This window comes from Bradyrhizobium manausense (assembly GCF_018130615.1).
In the GTDB taxonomy this organism is placed as follows: domain Bacteria; phylum Pseudomonadota; class Alphaproteobacteria; order Rhizobiales; family Xanthobacteraceae; genus Bradyrhizobium; species Bradyrhizobium manausense_A.
In genome coordinates, this window is the sequence record NZ_JAFCKB010000003.1 from 449,701 (window position 1) to 469,681 (window position 19,981).

Here is a 19,981-nt window from a genome sequence, read left to right on the forward strand (position 1 = left end):
GCCGATTTAGGAACTGGACAAGGCATGCTCGAAAAGCACCGCGAGAATGAGGTTCATGTCGACAAGGTCGAGCAGGGGCCTGCGTCCTCAATTGCCTTCGGGCTGGAGCGTCTCGGGCTAATTGCGGTCCGGGCACCGATCGTCTCCTGCATCATTCTGCTCGCGCTGATCGTCGGCGCCGTGTTCGGCATTGAGCGGATCAAGATCGACGATTCGCTGTCGCAGCTGTTCCGCTCCAACACGCCGGAATTCCGCCAGTATGAAGCGGTGACCAAGAAGTTCCCGGCCGAGGAATTCGACGTTCTCGTTGTGGTCGAGGGCCAGAAACTCCTGGCGCGAAACAACCTTGAGAAGCTGCGCGACTTCGTCACCGACATGCAGCTGGTCGAGGGCACGCGCGGCCTGGTGTCGCTGTTCTCGGCGCGCCAGGCGCCGGCGCCGGGCAAGCTGCCGGCCGCGTTGTTCCCCTCCGAACTGCCGGAGGGCGCGGCCTATGACAAGTTCATCGAGACCGTCAAGAACAACGAGATCATCCGCGGCAAGCTGTTGTCCGAGGATGGCACGCTCGCGCTGATCGTGCTGTCGCTCGATCCGGAGGTGGTTGCCTCCAGCAAGCTCACCAAGACCGTCGGCGACATCCGCGCGCTGATGAAGGAAGATCTCGGCGACACCGGGCTCAGCGTGCAGCTCTCCGGCGTGCCGGTGATGCAGCTCGAGATCCGCAACGCGGTCGAGCGCGACGGCCTCACCTACAACATCCTCGGCATCCTCGCCGGCTGCGTCATCGCCATTATTTTCTTCCGCAAGATCTCGTTCATGGTGGTGGCGGCATTCCCGCCGATGATCGCGATCCTGATCGCGCTCGGCGCGCTCGGCTGGGCCAATTTCAATCTCAACATGTTTCTCAACGTGATGACGCCGCTCATCATGGTGATCTCGTTCTCGGACTCGATGCAGCTCACCTTCGCCGCGCGCGACCGGCTGATCGCGGGCCAGGACAAGTTCACCGCGTTCAAGAACGCGGTGCTGGTGGTGGGCCCGGCCTGCGTGCTGACGCACGGCACTGCCGGCATTTCCTTCATCGCGCTGCAGTTCTCCGACTCCGACCTGATCCGCAAATTCGGCGAGGCGGGCCTCGCCGCGACCATCATCGCACTGGTCACGGTGCTGTCGCTGGTGCCGGTGTTCGGCGTGCTGTTCGTGCGCAACGAGAAGATCTTTGCGGTCAAGTTCCAGAGCGCCGATGCCGGCGTGCAGGCGCTGCGCAATTTCTGCTACTGGATCGCCGTGCGCATGGTCGGCCGGCCCGGCCTGTTCAGCCTGATCGCGCTGCTGTTCGTCGCCAGCCTCGGCGTCATCTACGCCAATCTTCAGCCGCGCTACCGGCTCGCCGACCAGGTGCCGGACAAGCGCCAGGCGGTTGCCGCCAGCAACCGGCTCGATGCCAAGCTGACCGGCGCTAATCCGGTCAACGTGCTGATTCAGCTCCCCAAGGGTGAAACGCTCTACTCGCCGGAGACGCTGCAGACCATTGCGGACGTCCACGCGACCGTCGAGAAAGCGGCCGGCGTCGGCAATGTCTGGTCGCTGGAGACGCTGCGCCGCTGGCTGGCGGAAAAGGCCGGCAGCAGCGACGTCGCAACGCTCCAGGAATATGTCAACGTCATCCCCGAGCATCTGGTGCGGCGGTTCATCGACGCGCAGCAGGATGCGGTGGTCGTGGCCGGCCGCGTGCCGGACAAGGACTCCAGCCAGCTCTTGCCGATCGTCGACAAGCTCGATTCCGAGCTCGACGCCGTCCGCAAGAAGCATCCCGGCTACGAGGTTGCCGTCACCGGTCTTGCCGCCATCGCCGCCCGCAACTCGGCCGGCATGATCGAGAAGCTGAATCGCGGTCTCACCGTCGAATTCGCGCTGGTCGCGATCTTCATCGGTCTCGCCTTCCGCTCCTGGGTGGTGATGTTTGCCTGCATCCTGCCCGGCATCTTCCCGGTGGTGATGTCGGGAACGGTGCTGTGGGCGATGGGGGAGGGGCTGCAATTTGCTAGCGTGGTGGCGCTCACCGTCTCGTTCGGCCTGGGCCTCTCCGCAACCATCCACTTCCTCAACCGTCTGCGGCTGGAGAGCAAGCCCGGCGTCGGTTCGGCGCTCGCGGTGGAACGTGCGACCGTGCTGGTCGGTCCGGCGCTGATCCTGACCACGGTGGTCCTGGCCTGCGGCCTCGTCGTCACCGTGTTCTCGGACTTGCCGTCGCTGCGGCTGTTCGGCTGGCTCAGCGCCTTCTCGATGGTGGCGGCGCTGGTCGCCGACCTCTTCATCCTGCGGCCGACCGCGATGTGGCTGATCAATTTGCACGCCAAGCTTCAGGGGCCCGACAAGCCGGCGATCTGAGCGGGGTCATCTCGCCGCCACCGAATCGCAGCACACTAGCTGCAGTTCGGAGGCTCGATGCGCGATACGAAGCACGACAGCTCGATCACGGCGTTTCAGCAGAAGCGGGGTGGCGAGGCGGCCGCGTTCTTCGTCCCGTTCCTGACGCCGGCCATGAGGCTGCTCGACGTCGGCTGCGGACCGGGAACGATCACGGCCGCGCTTGCGGGGATCGTCGGCGCCGCCATCGGCGTCGACATCGAGCCGAACGCGATCATGGTGGCCCGTCAGCTTTCCGCGCATTCGGGCGCGACCAATCTGTCCTTTGTCGAAGCCGACATGACCACGCTTCCGTTCGAGGACGATGCGTTCGACGCGGTATTCTTTCATGCAGTGCTCTATCATCAGAGCCAGGCGACGCTGGCGCAAACGCTGGCGGAGGCGCGGCGGGTGCTGAAGCCGGGCGGGGTGCTGGGTACGCGAGATGCCGATGCCGGCGGCAACATTCTTTATCCCGAGCTTGACGGGGTGCGCCTCGCGCTCGAGCTCTGGCAGCGCTGGTACGAGCACGACGATCCCGACGCGCTTCGCTTCGGCCGCCGGCAGAGTGCCATTCTTCGCGCGCACGGCTTTACGCCGGTGTGGACCGGCGCAAGCTACGTCAATCACAGCGCTGATGCTGCGCGCCGCGCGGGGGCCGTCACGGATGCGAGGCGGAGCCTCCGTGGCCTCGGGCCGCAACTCCTGAACAAGGCGCTGGCGACCGACGAGGAGATCGAGGCCGCGCTAGCCGGTTGGCAGGCCTGGGGCCGCGATCCGGATGCGGTCTATTTCAGGTGCCGATGCGAATGCGTCGCGCAAAAGGATTGAACGGGGCACTTGCACGGCGGTCCATCTCAGCAAAAAGCCCCCGGCTCGCGAGAACCGGGGGCTTGTTCCGATCGAAGCGGGAAGGGCGATCAGCCCTTCGTCATCGTGATGTTGACGCCGCGGATCTCGCCCTTGGACGAGATCTGCACTGTCTGCTTGGAGCCGTTGGTGCGCAGCGACAGATTGGCAGCAAAACCGTTGGCCTCGACAAACACGTCGATCTGGCCGCCGCCGGCGGTACCTTGCAGATTGCCGAAGATGTTGCGGTTGGATTCGCTCCAGTTGCCGGAGATCCGCTCGCCCTGGCTGGTCACGTCGCTGGTGAGGTCGAACTTGTAGCTGTCGGATGCGCAATGCAGCGCCTGCTTGAGCGCGAGGCCGGTGCCGGCGACTTTGTAGTCCGCCTTGCAGCGGATGCGCTCGGTCGAGCCGTCGGACAGCGACACCGTGCCGGTGCCGGTCCACGCCCCGTCGAAGCCGGCGAACGGCCCGGACGACTGAGCATGGCTTGCCGCAACTGAGAAGAGCAGCGCCGCACCAATGCCGGCCGCCTTGATCGCCAGTTCAGATCGCCCAAAGAATTTCATCATCAATATCCCGTTTTGGAACGACGCCCGCTCATCACAGAACGTCTCGCCACATCGAAAGTTTAGTGTTGCGAGCCTGTGTCAGGTTCAAGAGCGTCCACCGGGTTCAAGACCTGACCGCCTGCGATAGCAGGCTCGCGAAGCGCTCTTGCCATGGTCCGGACCCCGGATTCCCTCTGTTTCCATGTGTTTCCGGCCGAAATGGCCGATCGGACAGATGCAGGCCTGCAACAGGTATGCAGTAAAACGCCGATTGCCAGAATTATGACGTAGTATCAAACCCTTACATCTGCCAATGAAGGACCAGGGAAGACCTGATTTGGTGACGCGGCGCCAATTTGGCCGCATTTGCCAGCGCTTGTGGCCTTCTCCGGTGCCGCCCTTTCCGCGGCAACTTGCCATCAGAGCAATCCGTTCCCGTCGTCCGCCCTGTGCTGTCCGGGATTGGTGCGATTCTGCCGTCAGAATGAAGGAATACTATGCGTAAGCTTCTCGTCGCTCTCACCGTGCTGTCGGCAACCCTGTCCACGGCTGCGTTTGCCCAGCAGGGGCGCGGCACGGACGCCGAGCAGAAGGCCTGCACGCGCGACGTGCAGAAGTTCTGCCGTCCGGTCATCGATCAGGGCGATTTCACCGTCCTGGCCTGCCTCAAGGAGAACCGGGCCAAGATCTCGCAGGCCTGCGACCAGGTTCTGAAGAACCACAACCAGTAAGCTCGGCCACTGGCCCACGAAGGCGGCCTCGGGCCGCCTTTTCAGGCCGGATCCGGCAGGGCTGCCATCGAGAGACAGGATTGGTTTTGCGGCCGTATTCCCCTATATGGGGGCCGCGGCGGCGTCGCCGGCACGAGCCCGCGAGCGCAAAAGCCTTTTCTGTCCAAACGATTGTTGATCAGCCCTCGATGACCTCTGCGAGCGAATTGCGATCCGGCAAGGGTGACCGCGACGAGAATTTTCCCGTCGCGTCCTGGATCATTCATCCGCGTCATCGCGCGCTGATCCTGGCGTATTACAATTTCGTCCGGACCGCCGACGACATCGCCGATCACGCCTCCCTGCCGGCGGACGAAAAGCTCCGTTATCTCGACCTGCTCGAGGCGGAACTGCTCGGCAAGGGCGACACCCAGGCCGAGGCCGTCGCGCTGCGGCGTGCGCTGGCCGAGCGCGGCATGGCGCCGCGTCACGCGCTCGACGTGCTCATCGCGTTCCGCATGGACGTGACCAAGCTGCGCTACGAGACCTGGGACGAGGTCATCCATTATTGCCGCTATTCGGCGATGCCGGTCGGTCGCTTCATGCTCGACGTCCATGGCGAGAGCACCTCGACTTGGGCCGCGTCGGATGCGCTTTGCGCCGGCCTCCAGATCAACAACCACCTCCAGGATTGCGGCAAGGATTTCCGCGAGCTCAACCGGGTCTACCTGCCGCGCGATGCGCTGGCCGCAAGCGGCGCCTCGGTCGAGCAGCTCGGCTTGACGCAGTCTCCGCCGGCGATGCTGTCCTGTCTTCAGGGCCTCGCGGTGCGCAACGAAGCGTTGCTGGGCGAGGGCAGGTCGCTCGGCGCCGAGATCAGGGATTTCCGCCTCGGCGTCGACGTCGCGGTGATCCAGGCCTACGCCGACCGCATCGTGCGCCTGTTGAAGGTGCGCGACCCCTTGCGCGAGCGCGTGCATCTGAACAAGTTCGAACTTCTCACCTTCAGCCTTGCCGGCATGATCGGCGAAGTCGGCCGCCGTGCGGTCGGCCGCAAGGCCCTCTCGAATCCGGGGACTGCCCATGACGCTTGAGGCGACCGCGCCCGGCGCCGATTATGGCTCGTCCGCATCGAACAGCTCCTTCTACGCTGCGATGCGCATCCTGCCGCGCGACCAGCGCGAGGCGATGTTCCAGATCTACAGCTTCTGCCGCCAAGTCGACGACATCGCCGATTCCGACGGCCCGCGCGACGAGCGGCTCGCAGCGCTGCAGGAATGGCGCAACGACATCGACGCGCTCTACCAGGGCAATCCGCCGCCGCGGTTGAGGGACTACGTTGCCTCCGTCAAAACCTTCGGGCTGAAGCGCGAGGATTTCCTCGCCATCGTCGACGGCATGGAGATGGACGTGCCGCAGGACATCCGCGCGCCCGACATGGCGACGCTCGATCTCTATTGCGACCGTGTCGCGAGCGCCGTCGGGCGGCTGTCGGTGCGGGTGTTCGGCCTGCCGGAAGAGGATGGCATCCTGCTCGCCTACCACCTCGGCCGCGCGCTGCAGCTCACCAATATTCTGCGCGACATCGACGAGGATGCCGGCCTCGGCCGGCTCTATCTGCCGCGCGAGGCGCTGCTGCATGCCGGCATCACCTCCAACGATCCGAACCGCGTGATCGCCGAGCGGGCGCTGCCGAAAGTCTGCCTGCCGCTGACGCAGCGCGCGAAAGCGCATTTCGAGAAGTCGGACGAGATCATGAATCGCAACAAGCGTCGCGCGGTGCGCGCGCCGCGGATCATGTCGAAGTACTATCACGCCATTCTGGACCTCCTGATCGCGCGCGGATTCAACGCGCCGCGCGAGCCGGTGCGTGTGTCGAAGATCACACGCTTCGCGATCCTGTTCCGCTACGCTTTCATCTGATGCAAAACACAGCTCACATCATAGGCGCTGGAATTTCCGGCCTCTCCGCCGCTGTGCGGCTCGCCAATGCCGGCTACAAGGTCGCCGTGCACGAGGCGACGCACCAGGCCGGCGGCCGCTGCCGTTCTTATTTCGACGGCGCCACCAACCTCACCATCGATAACGGCAATCATTTGCTGCTGTCCGGCAACAGCCACGCGCGCGCCTATGCGCGCTCGATCGGCACCGAGGCGGGCCTGGTGGGACCCGAAAGCGCGCAGTTTCCCTTCATCGACATCAAGACCGGCCAGCGCTGGCAGATTGATCTCGGTTCGGGCCGGCTGCCGACCTGGGTGCTCGACGAGGGCCGTCGCGTGCCCGACACCGGGCTCACCGATTATCTCAAGCTGGCGCCGCTGATCTGGGCGTCGGAACAGACACTGGTCGGCAAGTCCATTCCTTGCGAAGGCACGCTCTATCATCGCCTGGTGCAGCCGCTGCTGCTCGCGGCGCTCAACGTCGATCCGCCCGAAGGCTCGGCCGGGCTTGCCGGCGCGATCGTGCGCGAGACGTTGCTTGCGGGCGGGCAGGCCTGCCGTCCGCTGATCGCGCGCGACGGCCTCAGTGCCGTGCTGATCGAGCCGGCCGTGAAGTTTCTGCAGGAGCGCGGCCACACCGTTCAGCTCGGCCATGAGCTGCGCTCCTTCGTCACCGCTGACGGCAAAGTGAGTGCGCTGAACTTTGGCGGCGAAGACGTGGTCCAGCTTGCCGCGGGTGACGTGATCGTGATGGCGGTGCCGCCGCGCGCGGCGACGAGCCTGCTGCCCGGCCTGACCGCGCCGACCGAATTCCGCGCCATCGTGAACGCGCATTTCCGCTTTGAGCCGCCGCCGGGTTCGGCGCCGATCCTGGGTGTGATCGGCGGCGTCGTGGAATGGCTGTTCGCCTTCCCGAACCGGCTGTCCGTCACCATCAGCAATGGCGACCGCCTGGTCGAGATGCCGCGCGAGGAACTGGCGCAGGCGATCTGGGACGACGTCTGCAAGGCGGGCGGTGTCTCCGGCGAGCTACCTCCTTGGCAGATCGTGCGCGAGCGCCGCGCCACATTTGCGGCAACCCCGGCCCAGAATGCCCTGCGCCCGGGGCCGGTCACTGCGCTGAAAAACCTGTTCCTTGCCGGTGATTGGACTGCTACGGGATTGCCTGCAACGATCGAGGGATCGGTCCGGTCAGGTGATCGCGCTGCCGATCTGGTTTTGGCCGCCAAAGGATCCTGAAAAGCGGCCCTGACGGGCAATGTCCCGGTCATTTTCAATCGACACTCGGAGCAATCGAGCGACATGGATTCCGTGAACGCGACCAGCCGCGAAGCCCAGGAATCGAGGATCTTGGAATCGAAGGTCTTGGAATCCAAGGTCCTGGAATCGAGCATTGCGTCGGCGACGCAAGGCGTGATCGGCCTCCAGCAATCCGATGGCCATTGGGTCTTCGAGCTCGAGGCCGACTGCACCATCCCGGCCGAATACGTCCTGCTGCGCCATTATCTCGCCGAGCCCGTCGACACCGCGCTCGAGGCCAAGATCGGCAATTATCTGCGCCGCATCCAGGGGGCCCACGGCGGCTGGCCGCTGGTGCATGACGGCGAGTTCGACATGAGCGCCAGCGTGAAGGCCTACTTCGCGCTGAAGATGATCGGCGATTCCGTGGATGCGCCGCACATGGTGCGCGCGCGCGAGGCGATCCATGCACGCGGCGGCGCGATCAACAGCAACGTCTTCACCCGTTTCCTGCTCGCAACCTTCGGCGTCGTGACCTGGCGCGCGGTGCCGGTGTTGCCGATCGAGATCGTGCTGCTGCCGTTCTGGTCGCCGTTCCATCTCAACAAGATCTCCTACTGGGCGCGCACCACTATGGTGCCGCTGATGGTCATCGCTGCGCTGAAGCCGCTGGCGCGGAATCCGAAGGGCGTCGGCATCGACGAGCTGTTTCTGCAGGATCCGCGCTCGATCGGCATGACCGCGAAGGCGCCGCACCAGAGCATGGCCTGGTTCATGCTATTTCGCGCGCTCGACGGCATCTTGCGCGTGATCGAGCCGATGTTTCCGAAGAGCCTGCGCAAGCGCGCGATCGATGCCGCGCTCGCCTTCACCGAGGAGCGGCTCAACGGTGAGGACGGCATGGGCGCGATCTATCCGCCCATGGCCAATATCGTCATGATGTACGACGCGCTCGGCAGGGACGAGAGCTTCCCGCCGCGCGCGATCACGCGCCGGGGCATCGACAAGCTGCTCGTGATCAATGACGACGAGGCCTATTGCCAGCCCTGCGTCTCGCCGGTGTGGGACACGACGCTGACGGCGCACGCGTTGCTGGAAGCCGGCGGTGACAAGGCTGTGCCTGCGGCCAAGCAGGGCCTCGACTGGCTGATCCCGAGGCAGGAGCTCGAGGTGAAGGGCGACTGGGCGGTGAAGCGGCCCGACGTGCGTCCGGGCGGCTGGGCGTTCCAGTACAACAATGCCCATTATCCCGACCTCGACGACACGGCCGTGGTCGTGATGTCGATGGACCGCATGCGCCGGGAGCACGGTGCGACCGGTTATGACGCCGCCATCGACCGCGGCCGCGAGTGGATCGAGGGCATGCAGAGCGACGACGGCGGCTGGGCCGCCTTCGACGTCAACAACCTCGAATATTACCTGAACAACATCCCGTTCTCCGACCACGGCGCACTGCTTGATCCGCCGACCGAGGACGTCACCGCGCGCTGCATCTCGATGCTGGCCCAGCTCGGCGAGACCGAGAAGACCAGCAAGCACGTCGCCGACGGGATCGCCTATCTCAGGAAGACCCAGCACCCCGAGGGGTCCTGGTACGGCCGCTGGGGCATGAACTTCATCTATGGGACCTGGTCGGTGCTCTGCGCCCTCAACATGGCCGGAATCCGCCATGACGACCCCATGATCCGGAAGGCCGCCGCCTGGCTGGCTTCGATCCAGAACAAGGACGGCGGCTGGGGCGAGGACGCCGTCAGCTACCGGCTGGACTACAAGGGCTGGGAACCCGCCCCTTCGACCGCCTCGCAAACGGCATGGGCCTTGCTTGCCCTGATGGCTGCTGGCGAGGTTGATCACCCGGCCGTCGCCCGCGGGGTGGAGTACCTGATTGCAACACAGAACGGAAAAGGACTGTGGGACGAGAGCCGCTACACCGCCACAGGCTTCCCCCGCGTGTTCTATCTGCGGTATCATGGTTACCCGAAGTTCTTTCCGCTGTGGGCGCTGGCTCGGTATCGGAACTTGCGGAGCACCAACAGCAGGGTGGTAGGGGTCGGAATGTGACTTTGGGGACGGGGGAGTATTTTACCGCGGGCAATGCCATTGATCCGCGGCCGATCTTGATCGTGACCGGACTGGTTCAGGAAGCCCGCATTGCCGCTGGGCCCGGGATGGCTGTCATTTGCTCGTCGAGCAGCCCGAGCCAGTTGCGGGCGCTGCTGACGGTGGTGGACCCTGAGACAATTCGTGGTGTGATCTCGTTCGGCGTGGCCGGCGGGCTCGACCCGACCCTGCGCTCCGGCGACGTCGTGGTGGCAACCGAGGTGCTCGCGGGCGATGCCCGCTGGGGGGCCGGCCTGTCGCTCAGCGACGACCTCATCGATCGTCTGACCTCGGGCCGCCGCCGCGTCGTGCGCGGCAGCCTCGCGGGCGCCGAGGAAGTGGTCACGGGCCGCTCCTGCAAGGCAGCGCTGCATTCGGAGACCGGCGCCTCCGCCGTCGACATGGAAAGCCACATCGCGGCCGCCTACGCCGCCGAGGCCGGCTTGCCGTTCGCCGCGGTCCGCGTCATCAGCGACCCCGCCCACCGCGCGCTGCCGGCGCTCGCCCGCGCCGCCATCAAGCCGAACGGCCAGATCGACCTCGCCGCCGTCCTGCGCGGCATCGTTCGCAATCCGGCAACGCTCCACGCGCTGGTCTCGACCGGCCTCGACTTCAACCGCGCGCTGCGCTCGCTTCGCGGCTGCCGCGACTTCTTGATCGGGACGGAGCTGGTGGACAGCGAGGCGCTGGTGTCAAAGGCGGCCTGAGCGGGGTCTTCGAGCTGCAAGAGAAAAGGCCCGGTCGCTATTGGCGGCCGGGCCTTTTTCATTTGTGATTGCTGCTCGCGCGCTTATGCCGCCGTCGACGCCTTCCGTGCGGCCTTCGCCGCAGCGGCATCGGCCTCGTCCTTGCGGATCTCGGAGAGCTTCTTCTGGACCTGCTCCGAAAAGATGTACTGCGCCGGGCGCTGCTTCGACATGTCGATCTCCGGCACCATCGGGCCGGAGGTCTTGATGCCGCGCAGCGACACCCACATCGCTTTGATCGGGTTGTTGAGGGCAGCGGTCGCCGCCGTCGGCTCGTAGCCGCAATGGGCCATACAGTCGGCGCACTTCTCGTACTTGCCGGTGCCGTAGGTCTCCCAGTCGGTGGTGTCCATCAGCTCCTTGAAGGTCTTTGCGTAGCCTTCACCGAGCAGGTAGCAGGGCTTCTGCCAGCCGAAGATGTTGCGCGCGGGCATGCCCCACGGCGTGCACTCGTATTCCTGGTTGCCGGCGAGGAAGTCGAGGAACAGGCCGGAATGCATGAAATTCCACTTCTTGCCCTTGCCCATCGCAAAGACGTCGCGGAACAGCTTCTTGGTCTTGGTGCGGTTGAGGAAGTGCTCCTGGTCGGGCGCGCGCTCATAGGCGTAGCCGGGCGACATCGAGACGCCGACGCCGAGCTCGACGGTGAGGTCGAGGAATTTCGCGATCTCCTCGGCCGGGTGGCCGTCGAAGATGGTAGCGTTGACGTTGACGGTGAAGCCGCGCGCCTTCGCCGCCTTGATCGCGGACACGGCGCGGTCGAACACGCCCTGCTGCGACACGGCCTTGTCGTGGTGGTCGCGCAGGCCGTCGAGATGGACGGAGAAGAACAGGTAGGGCGAGGGCTCGAACAGGTCGAGCTTCTTCTCGAGCAGCAGCGCGTTGGTGCAGAGCGAGACGAACTTCTTGCGCGCGACGAGGCCGCGCACGATCTCGCCGATCTCCTTGTGGATCAGCGGCTCGCCGCCGGGGATAGCCACCATCGGCGCGCCGCACTCGTCGGCCGCGTCCCAGCACTCCTGCGCCGTCATGCGGCGGTTGAGGATCGCATCGGGATAATCGATCTTGCCGCAGCCGACGCAGGCGAGGTTGCAGCGGAACAGCGGCTCCAGCATCAGCACGAGCGGATAGCGCTTGCGGCCAAGCAGTTTCTGCTTGAGCAAATAGCCGCCGATACGCATTTCCTTGAAGAAGGGGATTGCCATTACACGTTTCTTTCTGGGCTTGAAATTCGGGTAGGTCAGCTTGCAGCCAATTGGGCCGGAAGCCTGACTTCGATGTTTTCCTCGCGGCCGGGGAGCACCGAGACCGTCACCGGTCCGATCCGCCGCAACGCTTCGATCTCGTCATCCACCAGCACCTCGGGCGCCGAGGCGCCGGCCGTGAGGCCGACGGTTCTGGCACCTTTCAACCACTCCGGATTGAGCTCGCGGCCATCGGCGATCAAATAACTCGCGACGCCGGCCTCAGTGCCGATTTCGCGGAGCCGGTTCGAGTTCGAGCTATTGGCGGCGCCCACCACCAAGATCACGTCGACCAGCTTGCTCAAGTCCCTTACCGCAGATTGGCGGTTCTGTGTCGCATAGCAGATATCCCGGATGTCTGGGCCTTGAATATCTGTAAATTTGGCTTGAAGCACCCCGATAATGTCCCTGGTGTCGTCGACCGACAGGGTGGTCTGGGTGATGTAGGCCACTGGCGTATCTGCCGGCAGCGCCAGGGCTTTGGCCTCTTTGACACTCTGGACCAGCAGAACCGGCCCCGGAACCTGGCCCATCGTGCCCTCGACCTCGGGGTGTCCAGCATGGCCGATCAGGACCAGGGTACGGCCCTTGGTGATGTAGCGCTTCCCCTGATTGTGAACTTTCGTGACCAGCGGGCAGGTGGCATTCAGCACCGGAAGGTCGCGCGCGGCGGCCTCTTCCTCGACGCTGCGGGCGACGCCATGGGCGCTGAAAACGGTCACCGCCTTCGGTGGAACCTCGGACAGCTCCTCGACGAAGATCGCGCCCTTGTTCTTGAGGCTTTCGACGACGTATTTGTTGTGCACGATCTCATGGCGCACGTAGACGGGCGGGCCGTATTTCTCCAGGGCCCGTTCCACGATCTCGATCGCGCGCACCACGCCTGCGCAAAAGCCGCGCGGCTGCGCTAGATAAACTTCCATTGGACGTCCATCACGCAAGTTGCACCAATCCGCTCACTTGTCTCCGGCGGCACCCGCCGCATTGCAATATCCGCACCATTGGTTCGGGGGCGCGGTAACCGCCCACCCATCTGGGCTCCGGCGCATGCAGGCACAGCACTTTGTGTCAAAAAATCGGCAATGGGGAAAGGCGGGAATGACTCAGGCGTTCCAGGAAAGTCGCTTCCAGGTATTATATTACTGTATTTCGGGCAGGCAAGACGACGCCGTTTCTGCTCACCCCTTCGTCACTTTACCGCCTCAACTCCGCGGCTATACCGGCCGCCCCGCATGATTTTGCCATGGTCTTTCGCCGTTTACTTCGAACCTTGTTCCGGTGAGAACGACCCAAAACGGCAATAGGTTTCGCCCGGGAACTCCGCTAAACAGCGGGCGTTTTCGGCAAGCTGTTAACCGCAGAAAGAAAAGAAGTGCTGCAAAGCGTAGTCGTTGCCATCGTCAGGGCCTGCACCCGGTTTGCCTCCCTCGTCGTCGTTCTCGGGCTCCTGCTGGCGGTGGGGGCGGGCTATTACGCGTCCCGGCACTTCGCCATCAACACCGACATCAATTCGCTGATCTCGCAGAATCTCGATTGGCGTCAGCGCGACCAGCAGTTCGACCGAGCCTTCGACCGCGATGCGACGATCCTGGCGGTCGTCGAGGGAGCGACGCCGGAGCTGACGACCGCCGCGGCGGATGCGCTTTATGCCAAGCTGAAGGATGACAAGACCAATTTCGTCTCGATCCAGCAGCTCGGCACCGGCGAGTTCTTCGAGAAGAACGGCCTGTTGTTTCTTCCGACCGAGGAGGTCGGCAAGATCACCAGCCAGTTCGAATCCGCGGCGCCCCTGATCGAGATCATGGCCGGCGATCCCTCGATCCGCGGCCTCACCGGTGCGCTGGAAACGGGGCTCGCGGGCGTCAAGCGCGGGCAGGTCAAGCTCGACAGCACCGAGCGGCCGTTCAACCAGATCTCGCAGACGGTCGAGACCGTGCTCAACAAGGGCAACGCGACCTTCTCCTGGCGTGAGCTCGTCAGCGACCAGCCGCTGCAGGACTCGGACAAGCGCGCCTTCATCGAATTCAAGCCGATCCTTGACTACAATGCGCTCGAGCCTGGCAAGGACGCCACTGATGCGATCCGCAAGGCGGCTGCGGACCTCGATTTTCCGACCAAATACCAGGCGCGCGTGCGGCTGACCGGTCCGGTCCCGATCGCCAACGAGGAATATGCCACCGTCCAGGAAGGAGCCGTCGTCAACGGCGTCGGCACGGTGCTCGTCGTGCTCGTGATCCTGTGGCTGGCGCTGCATTCGTCGAAGATCATCTTCGCGGTGTTCGTCAACCTCTTCGTCGGCCTGGCGATCACGACGGCCGCCGGCCTGCTGATGGTCGGATCGTTCAACTTGCTCTCGATCGCGTTCGCGGTGCTGTTCGTCGGCCTCGGTGTCGATTTCGGCATCCAGTACAGCGTCCGCTATCGCTCGGAGCGCTACAAGCACAACGACCTCCCGGGCGCTCTGGTGCTCGCCGCCAAGCGCTCGGCAGTGCCTCTGTCGCTCGCGGCGATGGCGACTGCGGCCGGCTTCCTCTGCTTCATGCCGACCGATTACAAAGGCATCGCGGAGCTCGGCCAGATCGCCGGCGTCGGCATGCTGGTGGCGTTCATCTCCTCGATCACCGTCCTGCCGGCGATGCTCAAGCTGCTCAATCCGCCGGGCGAGGAGGAGCCGGTCGGCTACGCCTTCCTGGCGCCGCTCGATCATTTCCTGGAGAAGTACCGTGTGCTGGTCGTCGGCGGCACGCTGCTGCTCGCGGTCGCCGGTCTGCCGCTGCTCTACTTCATGAAGTTCGACTTCAATCCGATGAACCTGCGCAATCCGAAGGCCGAATCGATCGCGACCTTCCTCGACCTGCGCAAGGATCCCAACACCGGCGCCAATGCCATCAACGTGATGACGACTTCGGAAGAGCAGGCCAAGCAGGTCGAGGCGAAGCTCGAGAAGGTGCCGGAGGTGCTGCGCGTGATGTCGCTCGACAGTTTCGTGCCGCAGGACCAGCAGCCGAAGCTGAAGCTGATCGCGCAGGGCGCCAAGATTCTGAACCCCGCGCTTAATCCGGATCAGATCGACGCGGCGCCGTCGGATCAGGAGAATGTCGAGTCGTTGAAATCCTCGGTCGAAAATCTGCGGCGCACTGCAGGCGACGCCAAGGGTCCAGGCGCGGTCGCTTCGCGCCGCCTCGCGGACGCGCTGGAAAAGCTCGCCAACTCGGATGAGGCGACCCGCAACAAGGCGCAGGACGTGTTCGTAACGCCGATGAAGATCGTGTTCGACCAGCTCAAGAACGCGATGCAGGCCGAACCGGTGACCCTGAAGTCACTGCCGCCCGATCTCGTCAACGCCTGGAAGAGCAAGGATGGCATCATCCGCGTCGAGGCTCAGCCGAAGGGCGATCCCAACGACAATGATACGTTGCGCAAGTTCGCCGCCGCCGTGCTCGAGGCCGAGCCGACCGCAATCGGCGGTCCGGTTTCGATCCTGAAATCCGGCGACACCGTTGTGAGGGCCTTCATCCATGCCGGCATCTATGCGCTGCTGGTGATTGGCCTGCTGTTATGGATCACCCTGCGCCGCATCATCGACGTGCTGATGACGCTGGTGCCGCTGCTGGTCGCGGGCGCGGTGACGCTCGAGATCTGCGTATTGATCGGCCTGCCGCTCAACTTCGCAAACATCGTCGCGTTCCCGCTGCTGCTCGGGGTCGGCGTCGCGTTCAAGATCTATTACGTCGTGGCGTGGCGCTCCGGCAGGACAAACCTGCTTCAGACCAGCCTGACGCGCGCGATCTTTTTCAGCGCGCTGACGACGGCAACCGCGTTCGGCAGCCTGTGGCTGTCGAGCCATCCGGGCACATCCAGCATGGGCAAGCTGCTCGCACTCTCGCTGGTGACGACGCTTGCCGCAGTGCTGTTGTTTCAGCCCGCCCTAATGGGCAAGCCCCGCAATCTCAGGGAGTAGGCAGATGTCGCCGACGGGATCGGCGGCACCTTTTTGACCGGGCTTGGCTGCGGCAGCGCTCTTCGGAGTCGCCGTCGCAGGTGCTGCGGCGGCAGCTGGCGCCGGCGCGGTCTTCGGCGCCGCTCCGGTGGTTTTTGGCGCACTCTTGGCCATGGCGTTGGCGGTGCTCAGGGGGATCGGCGGACCGACTCGGGTCCAGGTCTCTCCGCCGCACAGGAAGCCCAGCACGCAGCCCTTGATCTCGAGTTGGTCCGTGCCGGCAGGCGTGATGGTCGCACTATACATCTGACCATCCTTGGCGTTGTAGACTTGGCCTTCCCACTGTTCGGCGCCGGCGGTCTTCTTCATGTTGATCAGGGTCGCCATGCCCAGTGTCGGCCTGTTCTTTTTTGAGACATCCGGGTTGTTCTCGTCGCGGCCGCCGGGCTGCTTTTCCCAGGAAACTGCGCCCCACATGCTCCCATTGCATTGGGCGACACGAATATTGGCGACGCCATCGGCGACCCGCCAGTCGCCGGTAGGATCGGCGGCAAGCGCCGGTGTCAGGCCGACGTAACCGCCTGCCAGTATTATTCCGGTGTAAATGGCCAAACGCATGAGTGTTCCTTGGCAGTGCAACATGGTCTAAAGCTGTGCTTGCGAAGATGGTCCGAAAAAGGGCAAAAGGCCGCACAGACCCTTTTCCGTTTGCTGACCGTTTTCAGTTGACGAAGCGGCCCTCAATCGAAGTATGTAGCGGATGCACAGTCCAAATCCAGACATGTCCCAGTTGTTCGCGGACCGTCAGGCCCAGCGCAGCACCCTGCATAATCGGTACCTGAACGAGCAGTTCGTCCGGGTTCTCAAGACCATCGGCTACGATGTCGGCTTCCAGAAGGGGCAAGGGCAGTACCTCTACGATCGCGAAGGGGCACGCTATCTCGACCTCCTGTCCGGCTTTGGCGTGTTCGCGATCGGGCGCAATCATCCGGTGATGCGCGATGCGCTGAAAAGCGTGCTCGACGCCGATCTGCCCAATCTCGTCCAATTCGACGTCTCGGTGCTGGCCGGCGTGCTCGCCGAGCGGTTGTTGAAGTACGTCCCTTATCTCGACAAGGCGTTCTTTGCCAATTCCGGCGCCGAATGCGTCGAGGCCGCGATCAAGTTCGCGCGTGGCGCCACCGGCCGCCCCGGCATCGTCTATTGTGCCCACGGCTATCATGGCCTGACCTACGGTGCGCTCTCGCTGACCGGTGATTCGAACTTCCGCACCGGTTTCGAGCCGCTGCTGCCGGGCTGCACCTCGGTTCCGTTCAACGATCTCGCCGCACTGGAGAAGGCGCTGGCCTCGCGTGAGGTCGCGGCCTTCGTCGTCGAGCCGATCCAGGGCAAGGGCGTCAACATGCCCTCGGACGAGTTTCTGCCGGGTGCGGCTGGGCTCTGCAAGAAGTACGGCACGCTGTTCGTCGCCGACGAGATCCAGACCGGCATGGGCCGCACCGGCCGCTTCCTCGCGGTCGAGCACTGGAACGTCGAGCCCGACATGGTGCTGCTGTCGAAGTCGCTCTCGGGCGGCCACGTGCCGGTCGGCGCCGTGCTGACGCGCAAGAACATCTTCGACAAGATCTTCAACCAGATGGACCGCGCCGTGGTGCACGGTTCGACCTTCTCCAAGAACGATCTCGCGATGGCCGCGGGCATCGCCACGCTCGACGTGATGGAATCGGAGAAGCTGATCGAGTCCGCCGCCAAGCGCGGCGCCGAGCTTCGCCTCGCGCTCACCCGCATGGTGCCCGGCTACGAGCTGATGAAGGAAGTGCGCGGCAAGGGCCTGATGATCGGCATCGAGTTCGGACCGCCGAAATCGCTGCGGTTGCGGGCGTCCTGGAACGTGCTGGAGGCCGCCAACAAGGGCCTGTTCTGCCAGCTCATCACTGTGCCGTTGTTCAAGGATCACAAGATCCTGACGCAGGTCGCCGGTCACGGCAGCCACACCATCAAGCTGCTGCCGCCGCTCACCATCACCGAAGAAGACTGCAGCTGGATCGAGAAGGCGTTCGACGAGGTCATCGCCGGCAGCCACAAGGTCCCCGGCGCGATCTGGTCGCTCGGCAAGACGCTGGTGGACAACGCGGTGAGAAGGTCGGCCTGATCTTCCGCCGGCTGCGTCGATCAGCAACGCCCGGCGTAGTCCCAGATATGAAGCATGTTCAGCGTGATCAGGCCGGCAAAGCCGGCAATGATGGACAGGAGCGCGAACCAGATCCATTGCTTGCGCTCCTTGAAGGCCAGCAATGCAGCGCAGCCCGCCGCGAACATCGACGGGAACGTGGCGCAGATAATCAGTGACGGAACCATGTCTGTCCTCCTTGTGGAGCTGCAATCTGCCGAATTGCGCTCGCGAGGACTGTGAGCGACGTCACCTCTCTGAACCATGGCGCGGAGCGTCGCCCGCTGCCGGCGCTACCCCTCCACATTCGCCTTCATCGCCGCCTCGAACTTGTCGACGAACTCGGTGAGCTCATCGCCGCCGATATCGCTGACGGCCCAGAAGTTCAGGCCGCGCTCGCCCCAGCGGCGGCAGTTGAAGCCCTGCATGGTCTGCGTCTTCGGCAGCCGGTGCTCGGTGCTCGCGGTCTGCGCCACGAACAGGTTGATGATGTGCTGCCGGCGCCGATAGACGACGGCACCGATCGCGCGCGCATCGACATAGTCGAGCCGGCCGCCGACCAGCGTAAAACCTTGCGCGGTGAGGTCGATCACGGGCGGGGCGACGTCGAGCTTGCCGTTGAACCAGGGCTTGACGGTGTGTTGGTCGGTCGAGACGACGTCGATGAGGTGGCCGGCCTGGAGCGAGCGCAGATGCGCCGAGACGACCTCCGAGAGGATGCGCTGCTGATCGTCCTGGCGCAGCACGACGGCGACGACGCCGGAGGCGGCGAGTGCTGAGACTGCTGATCCCATCGCGAAGCCGCGCAGCACGGAGCGACGGCTCGGTTGCGGCCTCGCTTGCGGCATCGACGCTTCGATACGGGCACGCAAGGCTGCCGGCGCGCTGTAGCGCAGCTTGGTGTCGGCCAGCACGCGCTTCATCTCGCGTTGCGCCGCGAGCTCGGCTGCGCAGGCCGGGCAGCTGGCGATATGGGCTTCGACCTCGCGCGCATGGCCGGCATCGAGCTCGTTGTCGAGCAGCGCATGAAGCAGGATTTTTGCTTCGTCGCAGGTCATTTCGAATGCTCCTCTTCCGCCGTCCAGGCCGCGCGCAGCATGGCGCGGGCGCGGGCGAGGCGGGACATCACGGTGCCGACGGGGGCGCCGACGGCTTCTGCAATTTCACGATAGGACAGGTTGTTGATTTCCCGCAGCACGAAGGTTTCCTTGAACGGCTCGGCGAGCGCGTCGATCATCCTGCGAATGGCGCCGGCGTCGCGGCTGCGCAGCACTTCGGTCTCCGGGCTCGCCTCGGTCTCCTGCCACATCGGCGTCTGGTCGGCGGCACCGGGCGTGTCCTCGATCGCGGCGTGCGAATGTGCGCGTCTGGCGTATTCGGCGTTGCAGACATTGCGCAGGATCGCGAACAGCCAGGGCTTCATGGCCGGTCCGCGATAGCTGTCGAAATGCTTCAGTGCGCGCAGATAGCATTCCTGCACCGCGTCCTCCGCGTCGGAGGCGTCGCGCAGCAAATAACGTGCGAGCGTGTAGACGTCGTCGAGATAGGGCAGTGCCGCCTCGCGGAAGCGCTGCGCCTTCTGGAAATCGTCACTGACCGGCATCGCCTCTCGCTTTGCCTCTTGCTGCGGTTCGTACGTCGTTGCGTGCTTTGGGTCGGTCTGGGGCCTGACTGAAGGCACGCGAGCCCGGCCGGCGTGGGACCACCGACCGGGCAAGACAGAGATGCCTTGGTTGGAGACGTTACTCAACCTTGACCATCCCGGTCATGTGCGGGTGCAACGAACAAAAATACTTGTAGTCGCCCGCATTGGTGAAGGTGAACGTGAACTTGTCGTCGGTGTCCAGGGTCTTGGACCTGAACTTGCCGGCCGACACCACGGTGTGGGGGATGTCGTCCCGGTTGGTCCAGGTCACGGTCGTGCCGACCTTGATCTTGAGCTCCGGCGGCTGGAAGACGAAATTGTCGATATGCACCTCCATGGCGGTGTCGTCGGCACGGGCGGTCGTAACCGGTAACAGGATGGCCGCGGCCACAGCGACGGAGAAGTCGCGGCGATTGAGTGTCTTCATGGTCAGCTTCT

At 64.4% G+C, this 19,981-nt stretch carries 18 protein-coding genes; 10 read left to right on the forward strand and 8 right to left on the reverse strand.

Translation table 11 applies throughout. The features are described 5' to 3' along the window. Positions 1-24 precede the first annotated feature (24 nt). Positions 25-2,391 carry an efflux RND transporter permease subunit gene (locus JQ587_RS08530; RefSeq protein ID WP_212303797.1) on the forward strand — a complete coding sequence of 789 codons (2,367 nt, stop codon included), beginning with the start codon at positions 25-27 and terminating at the stop codon, positions 2,389-2,391. A 57-nt stretch (positions 2,392-2,448) separates the two neighbouring features. Further along, positions 2,449-3,240, forward strand: a complete 792-nt coding sequence (locus JQ587_RS08535) for a class I SAM-dependent methyltransferase (protein ID WP_212425011.1) — start codon at positions 2,449-2,451, stop codon at positions 3,238-3,240. Between the two features lie 89 nt (positions 3,241-3,329). Here JQ587_RS08535 and JQ587_RS08540 read toward each other — a convergent pair whose 3' ends face one another. Next, positions 3,330-3,827, reverse strand: a complete 498-nt coding sequence (locus tag JQ587_RS08540) for a hypothetical protein (protein WP_212303809.1) — start codon at positions 3,825-3,827, stop codon at positions 3,330-3,332. 479 nt (positions 3,828-4,306) lie between these two features. Between JQ587_RS08540 and JQ587_RS08545 the strand changes: the two genes are divergently transcribed. The 6 genes from JQ587_RS08545 (at position 4,307) to JQ587_RS08570 (ending at position 10,505) form a co-directional block, all read left to right on the forward strand. Further along, positions 4,307-4,540, forward strand: a complete 234-nt coding sequence (locus tag JQ587_RS08545; RefSeq protein WP_027533949.1) for a hypothetical protein — start codon at positions 4,307-4,309, stop codon at positions 4,538-4,540. Between the two features lie 188 nt (positions 4,541-4,728). Further along, positions 4,729-5,613 carry a squalene synthase HpnC gene (hpnC, locus tag JQ587_RS08550; RefSeq protein WP_212425012.1) on the forward strand — a complete coding sequence of 295 codons (885 nt, stop codon included), beginning with the start codon at positions 4,729-4,731 and terminating at the stop codon, positions 5,611-5,613. Continuing rightward, positions 5,603-6,442: a presqualene diphosphate synthase HpnD gene (hpnD, locus tag JQ587_RS08555; protein WP_212425013.1), complete on the forward strand. Its 840-nt coding sequence runs from the start codon at positions 5,603-5,605 to the stop codon at positions 6,440-6,442. The genes hpnC and hpnD overlap by 11 nt, the downstream gene beginning before the upstream one ends. Further along, positions 6,442-7,698, forward strand: coding sequence for a hydroxysqualene dehydroxylase HpnE (gene hpnE, locus JQ587_RS08560; RefSeq protein WP_212425014.1), 1,257 nt, complete (start codon positions 6,442-6,444; stop codon positions 7,696-7,698). Before hpnD ends, hpnE begins: the two co-directional genes overlap by 1 nt. Positions 7,699-7,761: 63 nt before the next feature. Then, a complete protein-coding gene (shc, locus tag JQ587_RS08565; protein ID WP_212425015.1) occupies positions 7,762-9,759 on the forward strand; it encodes a squalene--hopene cyclase in 1,998 nt (665 codons plus the stop codon). Beyond that, complete coding sequence (locus JQ587_RS08570) at positions 9,756-10,505, forward strand: phosphorylase (protein WP_212425016.1); 750 nt, start codon at positions 9,756-9,758, stop codon at positions 10,503-10,505. The genes shc and JQ587_RS08570 overlap by 4 nt, the downstream gene beginning before the upstream one ends. Before the next feature lie 83 nt (positions 10,506-10,588). Here JQ587_RS08570 and hpnH read toward each other — a convergent pair whose 3' ends face one another. Both hpnH and ispH read right to left on the reverse strand, forming a co-directional pair. Beyond that, entirely contained in the window at positions 10,589-11,749 is a 1,161-nt protein-coding gene (gene hpnH / locus JQ587_RS08575) for an adenosyl-hopene transferase HpnH (RefSeq protein ID WP_212425017.1), read from the reverse strand. A gap of 35 nt (positions 11,750-11,784) precedes the next feature. Continuing rightward, positions 11,785-12,711, reverse strand: a complete 927-nt coding sequence (ispH, locus tag JQ587_RS08580; RefSeq protein WP_212425018.1) for a 4-hydroxy-3-methylbut-2-enyl diphosphate reductase — start codon at positions 12,709-12,711, stop codon at positions 11,785-11,787. A gap of 449 nt (positions 12,712-13,160) precedes the next feature. Here ispH and hpnN point away from each other — a divergent pair, with 449 nt between their 5' ends. Further along, complete coding sequence (gene hpnN / locus JQ587_RS08585; protein ID WP_212303805.1) at positions 13,161-15,749, forward strand: hopanoid transporter HpnN; 2,589 nt, start codon at positions 13,161-13,163, stop codon at positions 15,747-15,749. Here the strand turns inward: hpnN and JQ587_RS08590 are convergent. Next, positions 15,717-16,346, reverse strand: a complete 630-nt coding sequence (locus tag JQ587_RS08590; protein ID WP_212425019.1) for a DUF2147 domain-containing protein — start codon at positions 16,344-16,346, stop codon at positions 15,717-15,719. The two genes, hpnN and JQ587_RS08590, sit on opposite strands and share 33 nt — an antisense overlap. A gap of 142 nt (positions 16,347-16,488) precedes the next feature. On the opposite strand from JQ587_RS08590, the gene hpnO reads away from it, so the two are divergent. Then, positions 16,489-17,880, forward strand: coding sequence for an aminobacteriohopanetriol synthase HpnO (gene hpnO / locus JQ587_RS08595; protein WP_212425020.1), 1,392 nt, complete (start codon positions 16,489-16,491; stop codon positions 17,878-17,880). A gap of 20 nt (positions 17,881-17,900) precedes the next feature. On the opposite strand, the gene JQ587_RS08600 is transcribed toward hpnO, so the two are convergent. The 4 genes from JQ587_RS08600 to JQ587_RS08615 form a co-directional block, all read right to left on the reverse strand. Continuing rightward, a complete protein-coding gene (locus JQ587_RS08600) occupies positions 17,901-18,086 on the reverse strand; it encodes a hypothetical protein (protein WP_212303808.1) in 186 nt (61 codons plus the stop codon). 105 nt (positions 18,087-18,191) lie between these two features. Next, positions 18,192-18,956, reverse strand: coding sequence for an anti-sigma factor family protein (locus tag JQ587_RS08605; RefSeq protein WP_212300316.1), 765 nt, complete (start codon positions 18,954-18,956; stop codon positions 18,192-18,194). Next, on the reverse strand, positions 18,953-19,501 hold the full coding sequence (locus JQ587_RS08610; RefSeq protein ID WP_212300317.1) for a sigma-70 family RNA polymerase sigma factor: 549 nt from the start codon (positions 19,499-19,501) through the stop codon (positions 18,953-18,955). Before JQ587_RS08610 ends, JQ587_RS08605 begins: the two co-directional genes overlap by 4 nt. Before the next feature lie 139 nt (positions 19,502-19,640). Next, on the reverse strand, positions 19,641-19,970 hold the full coding sequence (locus tag JQ587_RS08615) for a cupredoxin domain-containing protein (protein WP_212425021.1): 330 nt from the start codon (positions 19,968-19,970) through the stop codon (positions 19,641-19,643). Between the last annotated feature and the right edge of the window lie 11 nt (positions 19,971-19,981).